16 protein-coding genes are annotated in these 18,546 nt (G+C 47.8%); 14 read left to right on the top strand and 2 right to left on the bottom strand.

Annotated elements, in window-relative coordinates; genetic code table 11:
- Positions 1-59: 59 nt before the first annotated feature.
- The 9 genes from H8K52_RS12710 (at position 60) to H8K52_RS12670 (ending at position 11,652) form a co-directional block, all read left to right on the top strand.
- Positions 60-1,526 (top strand): ExeA family protein, encoded by a 1,467-nt coding sequence (locus tag H8K52_RS12710; protein WP_186923284.1) that lies wholly within the window; start codon positions 60-62, stop codon positions 1,524-1,526.
- On the top strand, positions 1,489-3,366 hold the full coding sequence (locus tag H8K52_RS12705) for a pilus (MSHA type) biogenesis protein MshL (RefSeq protein WP_246464500.1): 1,878 nt from the start codon (positions 1,489-1,491) through the stop codon (positions 3,364-3,366). The genes H8K52_RS12710 and H8K52_RS12705 overlap by 38 nt, the downstream gene beginning before the upstream one ends.
- Positions 3,363-4,913, top strand: a complete 1,551-nt coding sequence (locus H8K52_RS12700; RefSeq protein ID WP_186923283.1) for a tetratricopeptide repeat protein — start codon at positions 3,363-3,365, stop codon at positions 4,911-4,913. The genes H8K52_RS12705 and H8K52_RS12700 overlap by 4 nt, the downstream gene beginning before the upstream one ends.
- 38 nt (positions 4,914-4,951) lie before the next feature.
- Positions 4,952-6,658 carry a GspE/PulE family protein gene (locus H8K52_RS12695; RefSeq protein ID WP_186923282.1) on the top strand — a complete coding sequence of 569 codons (1,707 nt, stop codon included), beginning with the start codon at positions 4,952-4,954 and terminating at the stop codon, positions 6,656-6,658.
- Positions 6,655-7,857, top strand: coding sequence for a type II secretion system F family protein (locus tag H8K52_RS12690; RefSeq protein ID WP_186923281.1), 1,203 nt, complete (start codon positions 6,655-6,657; stop codon positions 7,855-7,857). Before H8K52_RS12695 ends, H8K52_RS12690 begins: the two co-directional genes overlap by 4 nt.
- Before the next feature lie 21 nt (positions 7,858-7,878).
- Positions 7,879-9,453: a hypothetical protein gene (locus H8K52_RS12685; protein ID WP_186923280.1), complete on the top strand. Its 1,575-nt coding sequence runs from the start codon at positions 7,879-7,881 to the stop codon at positions 9,451-9,453.
- Between the two features lies 1 nt (position 9,454).
- Positions 9,455-10,147, top strand: coding sequence for a hypothetical protein (locus tag H8K52_RS12680; protein ID WP_186923279.1), 693 nt, complete (start codon positions 9,455-9,457; stop codon positions 10,145-10,147).
- A gap of 15 nt (positions 10,148-10,162) precedes the next feature.
- Positions 10,163-10,720: a hypothetical protein gene (locus H8K52_RS12675; RefSeq protein ID WP_186923278.1), complete on the top strand. Its 558-nt coding sequence runs from the start codon at positions 10,163-10,165 to the stop codon at positions 10,718-10,720.
- A gap of 263 nt (positions 10,721-10,983) precedes the next feature.
- Positions 10,984-11,652: a hypothetical protein gene (locus H8K52_RS12670; protein WP_186923277.1), complete on the top strand. Its 669-nt coding sequence runs from the start codon at positions 10,984-10,986 to the stop codon at positions 11,650-11,652.
- 205 nt (positions 11,653-11,857) lie between these two features.
- Here H8K52_RS12670 and H8K52_RS12665 read toward each other — a convergent pair whose 3' ends face one another.
- Both H8K52_RS12665 and H8K52_RS12660 read right to left on the bottom strand, forming a co-directional pair.
- Complete coding sequence (locus tag H8K52_RS12665; RefSeq protein ID WP_186923276.1) at positions 11,858-12,781, bottom strand: type II secretion system protein; 924 nt, start codon at positions 12,779-12,781, stop codon at positions 11,858-11,860.
- Entirely contained in the window at positions 12,759-13,733 is a 975-nt protein-coding gene (locus H8K52_RS12660; RefSeq protein WP_186923275.1) for a type II secretion system protein, read from the bottom strand. Before H8K52_RS12660 ends, H8K52_RS12665 begins: the two co-directional genes overlap by 23 nt.
- 225 nt (positions 13,734-13,958) lie before the next feature.
- On the opposite strand from H8K52_RS12660, the gene H8K52_RS12655 reads away from it, so the two are divergent.
- From H8K52_RS12655 to H8K52_RS12635, 5 genes are all read left to right on the top strand, one after another.
- Complete coding sequence (locus H8K52_RS12655; protein WP_186923274.1) at positions 13,959-14,726, top strand: ABC transporter permease; 768 nt, start codon at positions 13,959-13,961, stop codon at positions 14,724-14,726.
- 11 nt (positions 14,727-14,737) lie between these two features.
- Positions 14,738-15,448 carry a hypothetical protein gene (locus H8K52_RS12650; protein ID WP_186923273.1) on the top strand — a complete coding sequence of 237 codons (711 nt, stop codon included), beginning with the start codon at positions 14,738-14,740 and terminating at the stop codon, positions 15,446-15,448.
- Between the two features lie 364 nt (positions 15,449-15,812).
- Positions 15,813-16,430, top strand: coding sequence for a response regulator (locus tag H8K52_RS12645; RefSeq protein WP_186923272.1), 618 nt, complete (start codon positions 15,813-15,815; stop codon positions 16,428-16,430).
- Positions 16,423-17,511 (top strand): sensor histidine kinase, encoded by a 1,089-nt coding sequence (locus H8K52_RS12640; RefSeq protein WP_186923271.1) that lies wholly within the window; start codon positions 16,423-16,425, stop codon positions 17,509-17,511. Before H8K52_RS12645 ends, H8K52_RS12640 begins: the two co-directional genes overlap by 8 nt.
- 156 nt (positions 17,512-17,667) lie before the next feature.
- Positions 17,668-18,351 (top strand): prepilin-type N-terminal cleavage/methylation domain-containing protein, encoded by a 684-nt coding sequence (locus tag H8K52_RS12635; protein ID WP_186923270.1) that lies wholly within the window; start codon positions 17,668-17,670, stop codon positions 18,349-18,351.
- Positions 18,352-18,546: the final 195 nt, after the last annotated feature.

Raw genomic sequence — 18,546 nt, 5'->3', positions numbered from 1 at the left:
AAAAAGAAATGCTTATAATTCTAAGATGCAATCACCCTGGATAACAGACCTCAATTCCTATGTACCATTCTCATTTTGGCCTGAACCAATCCCCTTTTAGCATCACCCCCAATCCCGCCTTCTTTTATTCGGGAAGTCAACGTGGCGATATTTTGGAAGCCTTGATTTATGCGGTGTCGCATGGTGAAGGTATTATCAAAGTGACTGGGGAAGTTGGTAGTGGTAAAACCATGCTATGTCGCATGCTTGAAGGCATGATGCCTAGCCACGTCGAAGTGATTTACTTGGTCAATCCGACCTTGAGTCGCGAAGAAGTGGTGTTTACCATCGCCGGCGAACTGGAAATTCCGACCGAAGGCAAACGTCCCGATGAAGTGATTCGTCTGCTGCACCAAGATTTGATCGGCAAACACATCAACGGCAAGCAAGTCGTGTTATTAGTCGAAGAAGCGCAAGCAATGTCATTGGAAACCTTGGAAGAAATTCGACTATTCTCCAATTTGGAAACCGCGCACCACAAGTTATTACAGATCGTTTTATTCGGCCAGCCTGAACTCGACGACAATCTCAATTTGCCGAGCATGCGGCAATTGAAGGAACGGATCACGCATAGCTTCATGGTGCCGCCCATGACAGCGTCACTAATTCCAGAGTTTTTAATGTTTCGTATGCGTGCTGCGGGCTATCATGGGCCGAACGTGTTTAGTAAAAGCGCCATCAGACTGTTAGCAAAAGTCTCCGAAGGCATCGTCAGACGAATCAACATTTTGGCAGACAAGGCCTTATTGGCTGCCTTTGCTGACAATACCCATGCGGTTGAAGCCAAGCACGTGAAAGCAGCCATTCGCGACAGTGAATTTTCTTCTAGCAAACTAGAATTTTCATATCGTTATGTAGCAATTGTTTTATTCGCGCTAATGCTCTGTGGCGGTCTGCTGTATTGGGCGTTTTGGACTTGGCAAGCGACGCATACCGCACTGCCACCAAGCACGTCACATGCTGCGCCCTCCTCAACAGTAGGCGCAGCACCGCGACCACAATCACTGAATCTAAGCTCGACACTGAGTCCAACGCTCAGTCCGACCGGCAATTCAGCAACGTCCATAGCGAGTAATGACGCACGCGCTCCCTCGCCCGCCGTTACGCATGAGAAATCGCAGCCAGAAATAGCCCAAATAAGCCTACTTCAACAACGCGTAGCGCAATCCAAGATTTGGCTGCGCGAAACACCAGCGCAATTTTATACCTTGCAATTAGGTCTCTTCGCGCAACAAGACGCTAACAAGATTGAACTGCAATTGAAGGCTTATGCCGCCCATTTCGGCATCGAAAATCTATATTTATTTCCCACCAAAATAGACCAACAGCAACGCCTTGGCATCGTCTATAGCAGTTTCAGCCAAAGACAAGAGGCGTGGTTAAAGCGTAAAAATGTGGAAGTAAGCACTAGCTATAAGGCACAATTGCGCACCATAGAAGGTTTACGCAATGAAATGCAAACGACTCAGAGTGAAGATATGTGGTGAAATAGCGCCTATCGATACGCTAGTTCGCAAACTCGAAAATATGATCGACTTCCAACTTGTAATTGACCAAACACGCGAATCAATGAATAAATTAGCTGCTACCTGTTGTGTTCTCCTCGCTGGCTGCGGTACCCAGACGATGGCACCGTCGACTAGTCACATACAAGAGTCACGCAATAATGCGAATGCGTCGATTCCTGAACCTGTGCGTCAAAGCGCGACCATCGCTGCGCCGAAAGCGGCTCCCAAAGTCGAAACCTACAGCGTGGCAGTGTATAAAGTCCCCGTGCAGTCCTTATTATTTGCCCTGGCGCGCGACGCCAAGATCAATGTCGATATTCATCCTGGTATCGAAGGTGAAGTGACCTTGAATGCCTTAGATCAGACGCTGCCACAATTGCTGTCGCGGATCGCCAAACAAGTTGATATGCGGTTTGAACTGAATGGCACTAATTTGGTTGTATTGCCGGATTCGCCGTTCTTGCGTAATTACAAAATCGATTACGTCAATGTTTCGCGAGACACCAGCAGTACAGTCAACATCGCTACGCAAATCTCGACCACAGGCGGCACGTCCGCAGAAAGTAGTAGTGGCGGTAATAATAATTCAACGACTTCCGTTTCCAATACGTCCAATAATCGCTTTTGGACCACCTTAGTCGAGAATATTAAAGATACTCTGCGTGAAACGGATAAACAGATCCCGGAAAATAATGCGCAGAACACCGCCAATATAGCTACCAACAAAAACGACAGCACGACAAACAATAGCACTCGTCAAAGTAATTATCGCGAAGCAGCATCGGTCATCGCCAATCCGGAAACTGGTTTAATCGCCGTCCGTGCCACTGGACGTCAACACGAAAAAATTCAAGAGTTTCTGGATCTCGTGATGTCCAGTGCCAAGCGCCAGGTGCTAATTGAAGCGACCGTCATCGAGGTTCAACTCAATGACCAATACCAACAAGGCATCAACTGGTCATCATTACGCACCAGTCCAAACGAAGGACCGAATATCACGTTTGGGCAGTCCAATGGAAGCTCACTTCCGTCCGGCATCAATCCTGGCCTGAGTCAGGGTATTTTGAATTTCAACTTCTTAAAACCCTTGACTGGCTTAGGCAATATCGCCGCAACCATCCAGTTATTAGAATCGTTCGGCAAAGTCAAAGTGCTGTCCAGCCCGAAAATCAGTGTGTTGAATAATCAGACTGCGCTCCTCAAAGTCGTCGACAACCGCGTGTATTTCACCATTACCGCCACCACGCAACAAGGAAGTGTCGGCGTGCCAGCCATCACCACGTATGCGTCGAGTTTAAATACGGTGCCGGTCGGTTTCGTCATGAGCGTGACGCCACAAATTGCCGACAACGAAGAAGTCACCATCAATGTGCGCCCTAGTATTTCCCGCATTATCGGCTTCGTGCAAGATCCAAATCCTGCACTTGCCAATGCGGTCGTGCCTGTCGTTAGCAATGTGCCAGTGATTCAAACACGTGAAATGGAATCGATCTTAAAAGTCAGTAGCGGACAAATCGCCGTGATGGGTGGCTTGATGCAAGACAGTGTGAATAATTTGAAAGATGAATTACCAGGTGCAAGCAAGTTGCCCTTCTTTGGAGATCTGTTAAGTTATAAAAATGAAGTCGCAACCAAATCTGAACTCGTCATCTTCATGCGTCCTATCGTGGTTAAAGATGCCAGCTTAAGCGGCGACTATAAAAATTATCGTTACTTGCTGCCGAATGATGCGCCCTTGAACAAAGAGCCCTACACCGAGCCCGCACTCAATCCGCCAGCGAAACAACCTGCCACTTTGAAAAAGGCAGGTCAACCATGAGTTTGCTAATGCAGGCTTTAAAAAAAGCTGAACAAACCAAGCAAAAGCAGCAAAGTGACGCGGTCTTATCCTTATCACCGACAGACATGCATGCAGAGCCGCTTTTGCACACCAAGGCTGAAGCGGACGATCACGCTTTGCTGGCCAATAAGCCTGAACAGGCCGAGACTTTTTTACTGCTAGACGACAATGCAGAGACAGCATCGATCACCGTTGACCCCATACCAGCATTTAGCCAACCCATTGACGCCGTATTGGCAAACCAATTTATCAGCACGCCAGCACCAGTAACGCCGGACATCAAGGAAACCCTCAACAAGCCAGACAACAATCCCATACCAGAAGAAAGAGTGACCCGTCCACGCATCGATATTGATCAAGTCAAAGCCAATATCAACGCGAATATCGACGCAAATAAGACACAAGCTGCGGAACAACAAAAAGCAAAATCCGTGTTTTCGTCCAAATCGCCACAAGTCAAGCACCGACGGATGTGGATCATTGCCATTAGCGGTGTCGCATTTCTGATGTTGACGGGATTTGCCTATGTGTTTTGGCAAAGCAGTCAAATCGAAAATCGCTATTCTCAGATTGCCTTGATTCCTGCGAATCCTGTTCCGCCAGCGCCACCAGTTGTCGCAGTTACCGCTACAACGGCGGCTAGCACTGCCACTGTTAGCGAAACGAGTACAGTACCTGTGAACACAAATAATCCACCTGTCGTACCGGCGACGCCATCGAGCAATTCGACTCTAGCCAAGGGTATGGATAACAAGCTTGACACCAATCAGGCTATTGCAAAGAACGCAGACAATCGACGACCCAGTACTTCCTCGAATGCGACAAACTCGGATGGTCAAGCACGCTCTGATGCCGCTAATATCAGCAACAAGACTGGCACACAGCAAAGTCAACTCGCCAAAGACGCGCAAGGCATACAAATTCGCAAAGGTAGTAGCGACGCGCAAATCCACCCGGCTTTGAGCAACGCCTATCAAGCCTTCTTGGCTGGCGATAGCGCTAAAGCCGAACAGCAGTATCAGATCGTCTTAAGTCAAGAAGCGAATAACCGCGATGCCTTAATCGGCTTAGCTGCCATCGCGCTGAATCAAAGAAACGCGGAAAAAGCCGGCGCGTATTACGGTAAATTACTTGAGCGCGATCCCAACGATCCCGATGCGATTGCCGGTCTCACGAGTTTGCAACAAGGCGATCCGGTGCAAAGCGAAAGCCGCCTGAAAAAAGCCTTAAATCAACACCCAAATGCTGGTGCCATCTTATTCGCACTCGGTAATTTATACGCACAACAGACGCGTTGGTCGGATGCTCAGCAAAGCTATTTCCGTGCCTACACGACGCAGACTAGTAATGCGGACTACGCCTACAATCTCGCCATCAGTTTAGATCGATTAAATCAAATCAAACTGGCGAAAGAGTATTACCAACGTGCCTTAGATGCTGGCCAAAGTGGACCTGGAAATTTCAATCGTAGTAGCGTACAAAAACGCATTGCCGAGCTAGATAAAGCTGTCAATGATATCCAATGACAATAACCACAACGGCAAAGACTGGCGAGCAATAAAGTATGAGTGACAACCTTAAACTTCCTTTAGGTAAACTGCTGATTTCGAAAGGGGTCATCAGTGAAGATCAATTACGCATTGCGCTGATCGAACAAAAGGCGACCAGCATGCCGCTGGGTAAACTCTTCATCACACTGGGATTTGTCACTGAGGCGACGGTACGTGAGGCACTGAGCGAAAATCTCAATCAGCAAAGTACCGATCTCACCAGCATCATCGCCGATGCCAACGCGATTAAATTAATTTCCAAAGATGTGGCGAAACGCTATCGCGTTTTCCCCATGGTATTTGATAAGGATCAGCGTAAATTAATGCTGGCGATGGCCGATACCGCCAACATTGTAGCGCTCGATCAGATCAGCGCTATGTTGGGCAAAGACATCAGAGTGACCCCTATGCTGGCCAGTGAGTCCGACATCGTCAAAGCCATCGATCAATACTACGGTTTTGAATTATCGATCGACGGCATTTTGCAAGAGATAGAAACCGGCGAAATTAATTACAAGAGTTTGCAGTCCGTCTCGGATGAATACAGCCAACCGCTAGTGCGTTTAATGGATGCGATTTTGGCTGATGCCGTACAACAAAATGCGTCTGACATTCATTTCGAGCCTGAAGAATTTTTCCTACGCATACGCTATCGCATCGACGGTATCTTGCGGCAAATCCGCAGCTTACACAAAACCTATTGGCCAGCGATGGTGGTGCGTTTGAAGGTCATGAGCAATATGAATATTGCTGAGACCCGTTCGCCTCAAGATGGTCGTATCTCAATTAATTTTTCTGGTCGTCAAATTGATTTTCGTTCGGCCGCGCAACCAACTACACATGGTGAGAACGTTGTCTTGCGGATTTTGGATAGGCAAAAAGGTTTGGTCCCGCTAGACAATCTGGGTCTGGAAGAATACGACCTGATGATGCTCAAATTAATGATCGCCCGACCTGAAGGCATCATTTTAGTCACGGGACCAACCGGCAGCGGTAAAACGACGACCTTGTATTCGATTTTGAATCACGTCAATACCGACTCGGTCAACATCATGACCCTCGAAGATCCAGTTGAATATCCAATGACCATGATACGCCAAACCTCGGTCAATGAATCCGCGAAAATGGGCTTTGCGAACGGTATTCGCTCGATGATGCGACAAGATCCCGACATTATTTTGGTAGGTGAGATTCGCGATACCGAGACCGCTGAAATGGCCTTCAGTGCAGCCATGACTGGTCATCAAGTCTACTCGACTTTGCATACCAATTCCGCGATAGGGGCAATTCCGCGTTTATTGGATATCGGCATTCTGCCTGACATCATGGCGGGCAATATCATTGGCATCGTTGCCCAGCGTTTGATTCGTAAATTATGTGTGCATTGCAAGCAGAGTGTCGCTGCCGATGACATGGAAAGACAATTACTCGGTATCAAAAAAGACGAGCCGCCAGTTACCATTTATCGTGCCGTGGGCTGCCCGCATTGCTCGCATCAAGGCTACAAAGGTCGCATGTCGATCTTGGAAATTTTGAAGATCGACGGCGAATTAGATGACCTAATCGCCCGCCGCGCGACCCAAAGAGAGTTGCGCAAAGCTGCGATCGCCAATGGTTTTAGACCCTTGGTCGAAGATGCGGTACGGCGCGTCCTAGAAGGCATTACCACGCTCGATGAAATCTCGCGCGTCGTAGACTTGACCGACAGGCTTAAACCATGACGATGTACACCTATCGCGCAATTGATAGCCAAGGTAAAAATGCCAAAGGCAGTATGGATGCCGCAAATATCGCGGAGTTAGAACTACGCTTAAAGCGCATGGACTACGATCTGATCGATTGCAAGGAACAGGCTGCCAAATCGATTTCCTTGGGTCGCGTTAAAGTCACGCGTAAAGATCTAATCAACTTTTGCTTTCACATGGAGCAAATGACCTCCGCTGGCGTGCCAATTTTAGAAGGCTTAGGCGACCTGCGGGACGGCGCAGAAAATTTGCGATTTCGTGGAGTGGTTGCAGATCTGATTGAAAACATCGAAGGAGGTTCGCAACTCTCCGAAGCAATGCAGCGTTACCCAGCAATTTTTGATCGCACGTTTACCAGCTTGATTACCGCAGGTGAAAAAACCGGCCGGATTTCTGAAGTATTCAAAAGCCTTGGCGATAGCATTAAATGGCAAGATGAATTATCTGCGCAGACGATGAAAATTATTATGTATCCTCTGTTTGTCGGCGTTGTTGTGCTCGCGGTGATTTTCTTTCTGATGATTTATCTTGTTCCAAAACTGATCGATTTCATTAAAAGCATGGGGCAAGAATTGCCCTTTCATACCCGCGCTTTGATTTTCGTCTCAGATATTTTTATTCACTATTGGTATCTGGTACTGGCGGTCCCTTTTCTATCATGGCTAAGTCTCTTAATTTTATTGAAGAACAGTCCTAGTGCGCGTTTTAAAGCTGATGCCTACAAACTCAAAATCTGGATGATCGGCCCCGTTTTACATAAAATCATTCTGTCGCGCTTCGTCACTTTTTTTGCACTGATGTACGAATCAGGCATCACGATTTTAGATTGCATACAATTATCCGAAGATATTGTCGACAATGAAGCGATCGCTGCAGGTTTGCGTCGCGCTGGCACTTTAATTTCTGAAGGCCAAAGTGTGACCGCGGCATTTCAAAGTACCGACATCTTTCCACCGATGGTGATACGCATGTTAAAAATCGGCGAATCGACAGGGGCACTCGACACCGCGTTACGTAATGTCAGCTATTTTTATAATCGCGACATTAAAGAAATGATCGACAAAGTTCAGGCCATGATAGGACCGGCCATGACCGTCATCCTCGGGCTGACTTTGGGATGGATCATGCTGGCAGTGATGGGCCCGATTTACGACAATCTGTCTAATTTAAAATAGAAACACGCTCCGAGGACGATTTTGGCCAAGCATCTGCTCTATCTGACGAATACGCAATTAAGCGCCGCTATCTGGGATAAAGGCGAATTATCTAGCCCGCAGGTTTTTGATAACTTCGCGACCGGCTGGTCGAAATTTGCTGACTACCTCAAGCACACGACAGATTTACCCGCTTACTTTTTGACCGACTTAATTGAAGAAGATTTTCATCGCGAAAGCATTCCGCACGTGTATGGCTCCGCCCATAAAAATCTGGTGGAACGTCGCCTCAATGCGCTTTATCGCGACACCCCTTACCGGGAAGCAAGTCGCCAAGGTCGTGAGAAAGAAGGCCGCAAAGACGACCAAATGTTGTTTAGTGCGCTGACCAATCCACAACTGCTCAAACCTTGGATCGACGCCTTACAAGCCCACAAAATTGATATCGCCGGTATCTATTCGGTCGCTCTGTTAAATCCCTATTTATCTAAACCGCTGGGATTAGGCAAGGAAGCCTCCTTAATCGTCACCCATCAGTCTAGCGGTCTGCGTCAAAGTTTTTTTCAAGATGGGTATTTGCGTTTTAGTCGTCTGGCGCCAGAGACGGCTTGGAGTGCCGCCGCCATCGCTGACACTACCGCGCTCGAAATCGGCAAAACGCGCCAATTTCTCGCCAGCACACGACAAGTTGCCCGCGGTGCGGAGTTGCAAATTGTGGTTATCGCAGAACAGGAAATACTCAATCATTTGCAAGCCCAACAAGTCGTCGAAGCCGGGTCTTACTACCGCTTGATTGACCTCAATGAGGCGCGCCAACTTTTCAAAATGCAGGCGCTGACAGAGCTCAATCATTGCGACTCCTTATTTTTGTCAATGCTGGGCAGGCGCAACATCAGCAGCCATTACGCCACGGCCGAGCAAGCACGCACGCATTATTTTTCGCAGCTCAAACACGCCCTCAATGTCGCCAGTGTCGCCGCTATCGCCATGGCCTTATTTTGGTCGGCAAAAAATGGTTTCGACGCCTATCAGGCGCAACAGTTAACTGAGCAAGCGCAGATTGAAACGCTTAGCGCCCTCGCTAAATATCAATCAACCGCCAACAGCATGCCCAGCACCATCGCCAATCCAAAAGAAATGCGAGCGGCGGTCGATTTGGAGCAAACCCTGCGTAACAACGCACCGAAACCCGCTGAGCTACTGACAAGTCTGAGTCAGGCACTCGATCAAGTGCCTCAAATCAAAATTCAAGGACTTACTTGGGAGACTAGTGAGACCGACGGCAGTACAGTCGATCCAAACGCCGTAGTGGTTGCGCCTGTGCCGCTACCCGATGGCAATATGCCCTTGATGCCTGGACTCTTGGGCATTCCCAAACGGCCATTTGAAATTCTAAACTTGGAAGCGGAAGTGCTGCCCTTCCAAAATAACTATCGCAGCGCTGTCGACAACGTGCAGCTCTTCGTCCGCACACTACAAAAAGATCCGCACCTGAACGTGAGCGTTATCAAGCCCCCATTGGATACGCGCCCCAGCATGAAATTAGAAAGTCAGGCGGGCAATGATGATGCGCTCGCCAAGCCGCGCTTTACTGTCAAAATTATTTGGAAACCTTGAGATGGCAAAAAATCCTGTGCCACCGGTTAAACTCAACATCGGGGCAAGCAAAGAAGGCGCAAAAATACGCACCCAATGGCAAGATGATTTTGCCATCATTCGCCAAGCCTGTATCACTTTAGGACTGAGTCTAGGATTTGCCGCGCTCTTAATAGGCAGCACTCACTACTTCTACCTAAAGCAAAAAGAAAAACAAGAACAAGCACAGTCCGAGCTAGTTCAAGCTCAAGGCAAATACGCCAATGCGACCAATGAAAAAGACGATATTCGCGACTACCAACCACGCTATTTACAATTACTAGAACGCGGCTTTGTCGGCGATGAAAAACGCCTAGACATCGTCGAACTCATGCAATCCATCCAAGCCAAGTACCGCTTGCTACCCATGAGTTACGAAATCTCGCCACAACAAGTGGTTGCACTCGACCCATCAATGAATAATGGGGAGCTCGAATTACGTGCCAGCAAAATAGTCTTACAAATGAATTTATTGCACGAGATGGATATGTTTAATCTGTTTAATGAGTTGAACCAAAAAGGACAATTCATCCATCAATCTTGCGACATCAAAACTGGCACGACTTTAAGTGCGATAAACTTACCACGTCAGTTAGAAGCCAAATGTAGTCTGCAATGGATGACCATGGGACGCCGCCCTAACCCAGAACTCGCGCCCGCAGCACCAGTTCAATAGGACAAGGAAAAACACATGCTGCCCGCCAAGACAAATCAAACAATGCATCCGCCATTGCATTCGAGATCCATCTCCACCAAGCAGATCGCCCTAAGCTGCTTGACCTGCGTTGTGCTCGCATTAGTCAGCTCGGCGCACGCGCAAGAAGTCAAACTCGGCCGCCTATTCTCAAACCCTAGTGAGCGCAGCAGTTTAGATAAATTACGCCTGCAAAATAAATTAGGCGAGAATGCCCCAACCGAACAAGTCGCTGCGCCAACCGAAACCAATGTACCCGTCACTGCACCACAGACTCAATTGCTGACCCACAATGGTTTCGTCAAACGCAGCAATGGCACAGAAACCACCTGGATCAATCAAGTCCCCAGTGACAAACAAAAGGCGTCGGCAAACATACGCGTCAAACAACAACTGAGTAAAGTCCCCGTAGTCACAGTGACTCTGCCATCGGGCAAACGACAAGAGCTCAAAGTAGGTCAGAGTTTTGATATCGGTACAGGTAAGGTGCGTGAGGTTTATGAGGTGCCGACATCATCGACTGCGTCGGATAAGGCTGCTGTGGTGAAGCCCTGAATGAACACATCTGTTTGAAATTGCAGTTCAAATATGGATCTACTTATTTTTACTCGTTTTAGGTTGAGAAAACTGCGATGCTGCCCTTTTTGTTTCGATGAACTAAGCGATTCGAGAAATAACGTCATGGGTGACACTAGGAATGGTGTCGTTGAAGAACGCAATATCGCTAAAATCTGGCTAGAGAAAAGTGGAGACCTAGCTCCAAGCGCTTTAGTGAATTTTGCGAACCTTACTACTTTTCTATGTAATGAAAACTTGTTATGAGAATGCGGGTTGTCTTTTTGAATTTTGCTTTAGTACTTGCTTTAGTTCTCGCTTTAGTTCTCGCTTTATTTTTTTCTCTAGCTCGTGGAGAGCCAGCGAGAGTTATGAAGAATCCAAATTGGACTCAATTTATTCAGGAGAAATTTCCCCTTCTTCTTAATGTCGAAATTTTGGGAGAGGTAAGAATCACGTCTCCCTCGATTGCGCTCTGTGGTTATGGTTATTGTGGAGACAAAAGTCAAGATGTGATTTTCACTGCGGATTTTAAAAGTAAATCGATTGACGGTGTTCGTGAACAGCCGTACGGAGGAATTAAGATGGTTGGACGCGTTAAACTTGAGTATGGTCTACTTAGTGAATCGCAAAACAATGAGCAAATATTTAAAAATACGCGCTTGCCAAAAATAAATTTTGTCGCAACGACACCAATCACTATAGCGCTTGGACCTGACGATAAAAGAGCTGAGAGCAATTTTCAACAGCTAGTTTATGAATTGGAAAAGCGTGGTTTTCAGAATTTCCCTATCTATGATTTTAGTGATGAAGATTTATGTCATTTTGGAAGACTTTATAGCCCGAAAACGATAGAGATATCAAAGCAAGAAGTCATGGTAAATCTTGAAATTGGTGACATTTCAGTAAAATGTCTGAAGTTATTGTTTTGAAACAAAGCGATGACACCCATTCCAAAACGCTAACAACACACCGAAAACCACTAGGAATATGCTTTACACATCAACAACCAGCAGGAGAATAGTGCACTGCAATCCACCTAATGGAAATCAATTTCAAAAAAGAACACAGTTAGCGACGAGTACATGGAGGGGAATTGACTTTATCGGCACAGCAAACCACTACGCGAGCTAGAGCTTAATGCACACGCTCTTTCAAACGCGCATTTTTCAATACCTCAGCAATGCTCGGATGTCTGAGATAGTCATCGAAATGCGCGCGGCTATTTGCTGGATTGAAAGCCGCATCGCGGTAGGTTGTACCCTGTGCCGCTGGTAGTGTGAGGGCGACATTTGCCAAATTCGGCATTTCATCATCGCCTGCGAATTGCGTGCCGGGCAAAGGGAGTAGAGAAATCGCGCCGATATTACCTGGCTGAAAAACACCACCGGCGTTGTAGGCGCCAGCACCCGATTCTCCGTGAGAAATAACAACATAGGCAGCACCCGTGCCTAACGGGCGGTTATTGATGCGAGTCGCCCAGCCCGCTGCGCCGCCTACGCCATTCCAGACATCGAGGCCTTTTCCAGTCAGAAAAGTTGCGGGCGAGGTACAGGTGGCGGGATTAGCAACGCAGGTCGGCGTCGGGGTGCGGCAAACTCCGCCAACGCCGACTGAGCCTGTGCCAGCAATATCGCAGTTGCTCATGTCCATTAATCGAGGTACTAGCGTGGTCAATGCGGGATCGACGCGATACGTCAGGCGTCCATTCCACGGGTCGCGTGCCTCATCTTCACTTAAACCCAGAGTCACCCAAGGTAAAACGCCATGCGCCTGTGAAGCGCAAGCAGCTAACTCCAAACCCACGTTGGGGCTGCCGCTGACAACACGTCCGTCGGCGGGACAAGGCAGGCGACGATGTTGTGTCACGTAATCAACCATGGCGCGATCGACGCGATCCAAGATTTTGGCGATATCGGTGGTCTTGCGCAGACGACGTTGGGCATCCGACATCGCCCATTTGGCAAAAATCGCCATCGCCACCACGCCTAGTATGGCGACGATGGCGAGCAAGGCTAGTCCGGCTTGACGCTTAGATTTATGGATGTGCGCGTGGTCCAAGATTGACTCGATTTAAAACGCTCATGATGGTGGGATGGCTTAGGTAGTCATCGAAATGGGCAGCACCTGCAGCTTCGATTAAGGGCGCGTCACGATACGTATTGGCGATAGACGATGCCGGAAGCGGAGACAGCGGGCCAGGAGCGGCAACAGGTGCTGGAGGCAATGGCTTTAGAGGATTGCCATTCAAATTAAATGCTTCATCATTGGTACCAGCAAGGACACTTCCTGGCTGAGGAGTGACTCCGTTTTTATTATATGCACCAGTACCACTGGGGCCATGCGATATCAACACATAAGCAGCCCCTGTCCCTGCCCCTCGATTATTCTGTCGCAAGGCCCAACCTACGGCGCCGTTGATACCATCCCAAACATCTAAACCTTTGTTCCTAAGGAATTCTGCAGGTGACGTACAGTTCAGGTTGGCGGTACAAGGAGAAACTGGGGCCTTGCATCCACCGATCGCGCTAACTAATCCCGTGCTTGAAGGATCACAATTACTCATATCCATAAACCGAGGAAATGTGCTGCCCGTCGCGAGTGCTGGATCGACCCGATAAGTGATTCTGCCGCCCCAAGGATCAGTCACGTCAGCTTCGCTCAATCCCAAAGCTACCCAAGGCACGATCCCATCTGATTGCGTGCTTGGATTACAGCTACCGATCAATGACGGCAGAGCTGGCCCTAACCACAAAGTTTCTTGTCCAGCATTCGGATTTCCAGTGGGAATGACTCCACTCGCAGGACAAGGCAGGCGCTTATTTTGCGCAACAAAATTCGCCAAGGCCGTATCAATCGTGTCTAATTGCGTACGTATGGTGGAACGCTGTGTCCCATCACGCAGACTTAATGTAACGGTGATGATCATGCCGACCGCAATACCACCGATCAGCAGCGCCATCGCAACTTCGACCAAGCTAAAGCCACGCGCTTTTTTTATTTTGTTTTGCATCTTCTCTTCCTAAGCACTTTCAAACAAATTCAGAAATCTCGGTGCGTACGCAATTCGCATGCGTCGATGAATTTATTGTAGACTCGTCCTTGCCAACTTTTGTATTTCGCACCAGTCTATCCAGCACAAACAACACTATAATCGCAATTTCTCCCGTAGTTTGAATTTTGTCACACATACCAGCCGTGTGCGCTGCTGACTATTTACCGATGGATCCTGTCTTTTATGCTGAAACAAATTGTTAGTATCGCGCTATATACCTTGTTAGAAGCCCTGCGCAATCGCCTAAGCTGGCTAGTGCTCGTGGTCGCCTTGCTCGGCATCGGTTTGAGCGGGTTCTTAAATGAACTGGCTTTGACAGAAAGCCAGCAAACCCAAGTTGCTTTATTGGCGGCATTTTACCGCTTCGCCGCTGCATTTTTACTTGCCACTTTTGTGGTAACTAGCATGGTGCGTGAATTCAATGATAAGGGTTTGGAACTATTGCTCTCGCTGTCACTTCCGCGTGCGGCCTATTTGCTGGGTAAGTTGGCTGGTTTCGCCTGTTTAGCGGTATTGCCTGCGATCTTATTTGGCTTATTGACCTTGTTCTTTAGCAGTACAGAGCAGAGTGCGCTGTGGACGATTTCTTTGATTTGTGAATTGTGGATAGTGGCAGCCTTTTCCATGCTATGTGTGTTGAGCTTTAATCAAATCATGGCAGCCCTGAGCGCGACCATGGGCTTTTACTTGTTAGCGAGATCTATCAACGCTTTGCAATTCATCGCCACTGAAGCACAGCTCGACAGTAGCACTTCACAGCAATTCATGGCCATGGTGATGAAAGGAATCTCGGCGGTCATTCCGCACTTAGATACTTTTACGAAAACCGAATGGCTGGTGTATCAAACTGGGCATTTCAGCGATCTGCAGAATATTTTGCTACAGAGCTTGATTTGTATCAGCCTATTGTTAGGTGCCGCTTTATTCGATTTGTATCGTAAGAATATTTGAGCTGACATACCATGCGCGAACGCTCACTCTCTACCGTTCCTAAACCCGCCTTACTACTCTTAGTATTGGCACTGCTATCGCAGGTGCTGTGGAATTATCTGCAAACACCAAGCAAAGCACAAGCTAGCAATCTCAACGCACCGCCGGGCATTGCCAGCATGCGACTGGCAAGCTTTGGTGAACCCATCGCGCTGGCGAAATTATCGATGCTGTACTTGCAGGCATTTGATCATCAAGCCGGCATCCGCGTATCGTTCCAGCAATTAGACTATGCTCAGGTTGAGGCATGGTTAAGCCGTTCCATAGCACTGGATCCGCGTTCTCAATATCCTCTGTTTACTGCCAGCCAGTTATATGCAGAAGTGAGCAATGAAGCCAAGCAAAGGCACATATTGGATTTCATTTATCAACAGTTTTTACTCGACCCCAATCACCGTTGGAAAGCCATGGCGCATGCAGCAAACTTGGCACGTCATCGACTCAAAGATATGGCACTGGCAAAAAAATATTCACAAGCGATACGTCTACACGCCACTTCTAGCGAAGTTCCTAGTTGGGCCAAGCAGATGGAAATTTTTCTTTTGGAAGATATGAATGAATTGGAACAGGCGCGAATTCTGTTGGGTGGTTTGTTGCAGAGTGGACAAATTAGCGATCCACATGAGTTTAAATTTTTAGAGCAGCGCTTGATTGAGCTAGAAAATTCGATGAAGGACAAGTGATGATTTCGCGCGACATAGGCACGTGGCTAGCGCGGGTTAACGTCGTGCGTGACTTGATCTACAAGCTAATATTGCCTCAATAGACTTGAAAATCAACGATGGACTGTGGATCTGAATGTTCCCTCTCCCGCAAGCGGGAGAGGGTTAGGGTGAGGGTGGTTCAGAAACCACAAAGTTTTCAAAAAGCATAAGTCCGAGAAGAAATTGCATAATTTATGCCCTCAATAGCTTTGTCCGAATCTGAACGTCCCTCATCCCCGACCCTTCTCCCGCTTGCGGGAGAAGGGAGTTACAAACCAAAGCTGACAAAAAAATAGTCGTTTCATAGAAGACTGAATAGTCACTAAGGCAAAATGAAAAAACCATGACCACCCAAAGCACCAGCCACCTGCTCGTTGTTGACGACGATCCTGCCCTACGCATGATGCTCAGAGGCGTTCTAGAGCTCAACGATTTTCAGGTAAGTGAAGCGGAGTCCCGTGATTCCGCGCTCGCGATGTTAACGCAACAAACGGACATCAGCGTCGTGATTCTCGATCTTGGCTTACCTCCCTATGCGCATGAAATCGTCGAAGGCATCGCAACTTTACAAGCGATCCAAGCTGCTATTTTGCCAGTCAAAGTCATTGTACTGACAGGGCAAGATCAAGAGGCTGCCGCGCTCGCTGCGATTCGTGAAGGGGCTTTCGATTTTTTGGCTAAGCCTGCCAGTGCCGATGCTATTTTACGTGCGGTGCGTCGCGCTGAATTGTTTTTACAAAAAGAGCGCGAGCTCGGGGAGCTCGGCATTACGCGCATTGCCATCAATGCGCAAATTAGCGATGGCCTCAAAGGTGTACGGGTCGATGCGGAAGAGCGATTAGTTCGACAAATTCTGAAAGAAACGGGCTTCAATGTGAACCAAAGTGCCAAGCGTCTCGGAGTCAAACGCGAGAATATTTATTACTTCCTCAAAAAGTTTGGAATCGAGCGCGATGCTTAATCTGCTCTATCCATTTCTCATCATCATTGGCACCACAATCGCTGTTGTTTTGGGCTATCTGTGGTGGCGAGCCCGCACCGCTAGCAATCACAAACTCGCTCTGATACGACTAAATGAAGCCAATCAATTCGATGCCCCCGCCTTTTTACAGCAAGCCTGGCCCATCTTAGAGGCTGCGGGATTACTCGGTATGCGTTGGCGCTGCAATTGGTTTGGGATCGTCATCGAAGGCGCTGACGGTATACATCAAAGCAAAGCTCTCCATCAGGAAATTCATGTTGGGGAAATGCATCTGAGCATCGATTTTTTTCAGCATCGTCGCGGTGAAAGACAATACTTTGATACCGCTCTAATCGAAACCTTCATTTTGCTCTTGCGCAGCGATATGTGGATCAAGGCCGGTGCTGTCGATGCGACTCTGGCACAAATGTCCAAGTTGACCTTATTCCTGCAACACGATATGAAAAACGTGGCGCAGTTTATTCAGCTGATGGCAGACCAACTCGCTGCCGTACCTCCTGGTAAGGAATTGCAAGTCCTTAATTATTTACGCACTGCCGCACCATTAATGCGACAACGGGCAGACCGGATTGTACAAACGTTGACACTCGGTCAAATGCAAAACGAAGTGCCAAAAAAGATCACACTGGATAAACTATGTAACAGCCTAATTGAGCTCTACCAATTACGCGCAAAAATCACAGGCAACGCGTATATCGTCATCGCGGAGACCCGCTTGGAAACCGCCTTGGAAAATATTTTAAAGAACTACAGCGATCTGCATTTACGTTTGGGTGGCAACAAACCTTTAGTCAGCATCCAGATCACGACTGAGGCCGATCGCGAAAATGAAAGCATAGCCATCAGCATCTTTTCCGAAGATACCCCAGCCATGCCACATATCGAACGGCTATTCGAACCATTTTGGAGCATGAATCCGAATGGTCTTGGTATCGGTTTATATCAAGCTAAGCATCTACTGGAAAGCTGCGGCGGCACACTGAATGCACAAGAAACCGAGAACGGCCGCTTAGCATTTCACATTCAATTGCCGGCAGCACCACAAATCAATATGATTTAATTTAGTCAAAAATTCACCAAATTAAAATATTGCCACATGTAAATTTTTTAGACACTTGCGGCATTTCCTTGATGTGGTAACTTAGGGTGTCAGTATTGTTTTTTGTACTCAGTTGTTTGTGTCATCTATGTTTATTGTATTTACTCTGGAGTGTGTATGAATCAAATCAAACGCCAACAATCAGGCTTCACATTGATTGAAATTGCTATCGTATTGGTCATCATCGGCTTGCTGCTTGGTGGTGTATTGAAAGGCCAAGAGATGGTGGAAAATTCTCGTATTAAATCCGTCGTGGCCGATATGCGCGGTGTATCTACAGCTTTTACTGGTTACTATGATCGCTATCGTGCTTTGCCAGGTGATGAAACTGCAGCAACCGTGTTGGCTCGTGGCTGGGGTGCACTGGGTGGTGGTAATGGTGACGGCGTCGTAACATTGGCAGTGGCTGATACTTTCCTGAACGCTGGTGTAGAACACGCTGCAATGTGGCAGCACTTGCGCGGCGCTGGCTTCTTGTCAGGCAATCCTTTGACAGTCGGTCAAGCAGCTTTACCACGTGCTGGTACTGGTGGTTTGATGGGCGGCGCAACAGCACCATTCGCTTTACCAGGTGGTGGCCCAGCAGTGTGTGTTTCTAATTTGAATCACAAACAGGCTTCTGGTATTGATGTATTGGTTGACGGCCCCTTGCCAGCTACAAATATCGGCAACAACGTTGGTGAATTGCGCGGCGCAGCGAATGCTGCAGTCAACAACCCGCCTGCTGCTGCGGTACCGGCTGGAGCTGCATACAATGAAGCAGCAGTGACAACTTGGACTATCTGCCGTAAGCTACAATAAGATTTTTTAGTCTGAATGCAGTTTCGATGTCGATTCAATGATATCTAAAAGAGCCGGAAATATTTCCGGCTTCAGATCGCTGACAAACCCCGTCTTTTATTAAAAGCGGGGTTTTTTATTGGGTAATGATTGCGTCTCTAGTAGGCACTTTAAAAATAAAAGAACTTCGCCACGTATTTTTCAAACGAAGACTCA

Source organism: Affinundibacterium seohonense (genome assembly GCF_014284305.1).
Classification (GTDB): Bacteria; Pseudomonadota; Gammaproteobacteria; order Burkholderiales; family Burkholderiaceae_D; genus Undibacterium; species Undibacterium seohonense.
The sequence above is the reverse complement of the archived record's forward strand: the minus strand, read 5'-3'. Positions and strand labels throughout refer to the sequence as shown.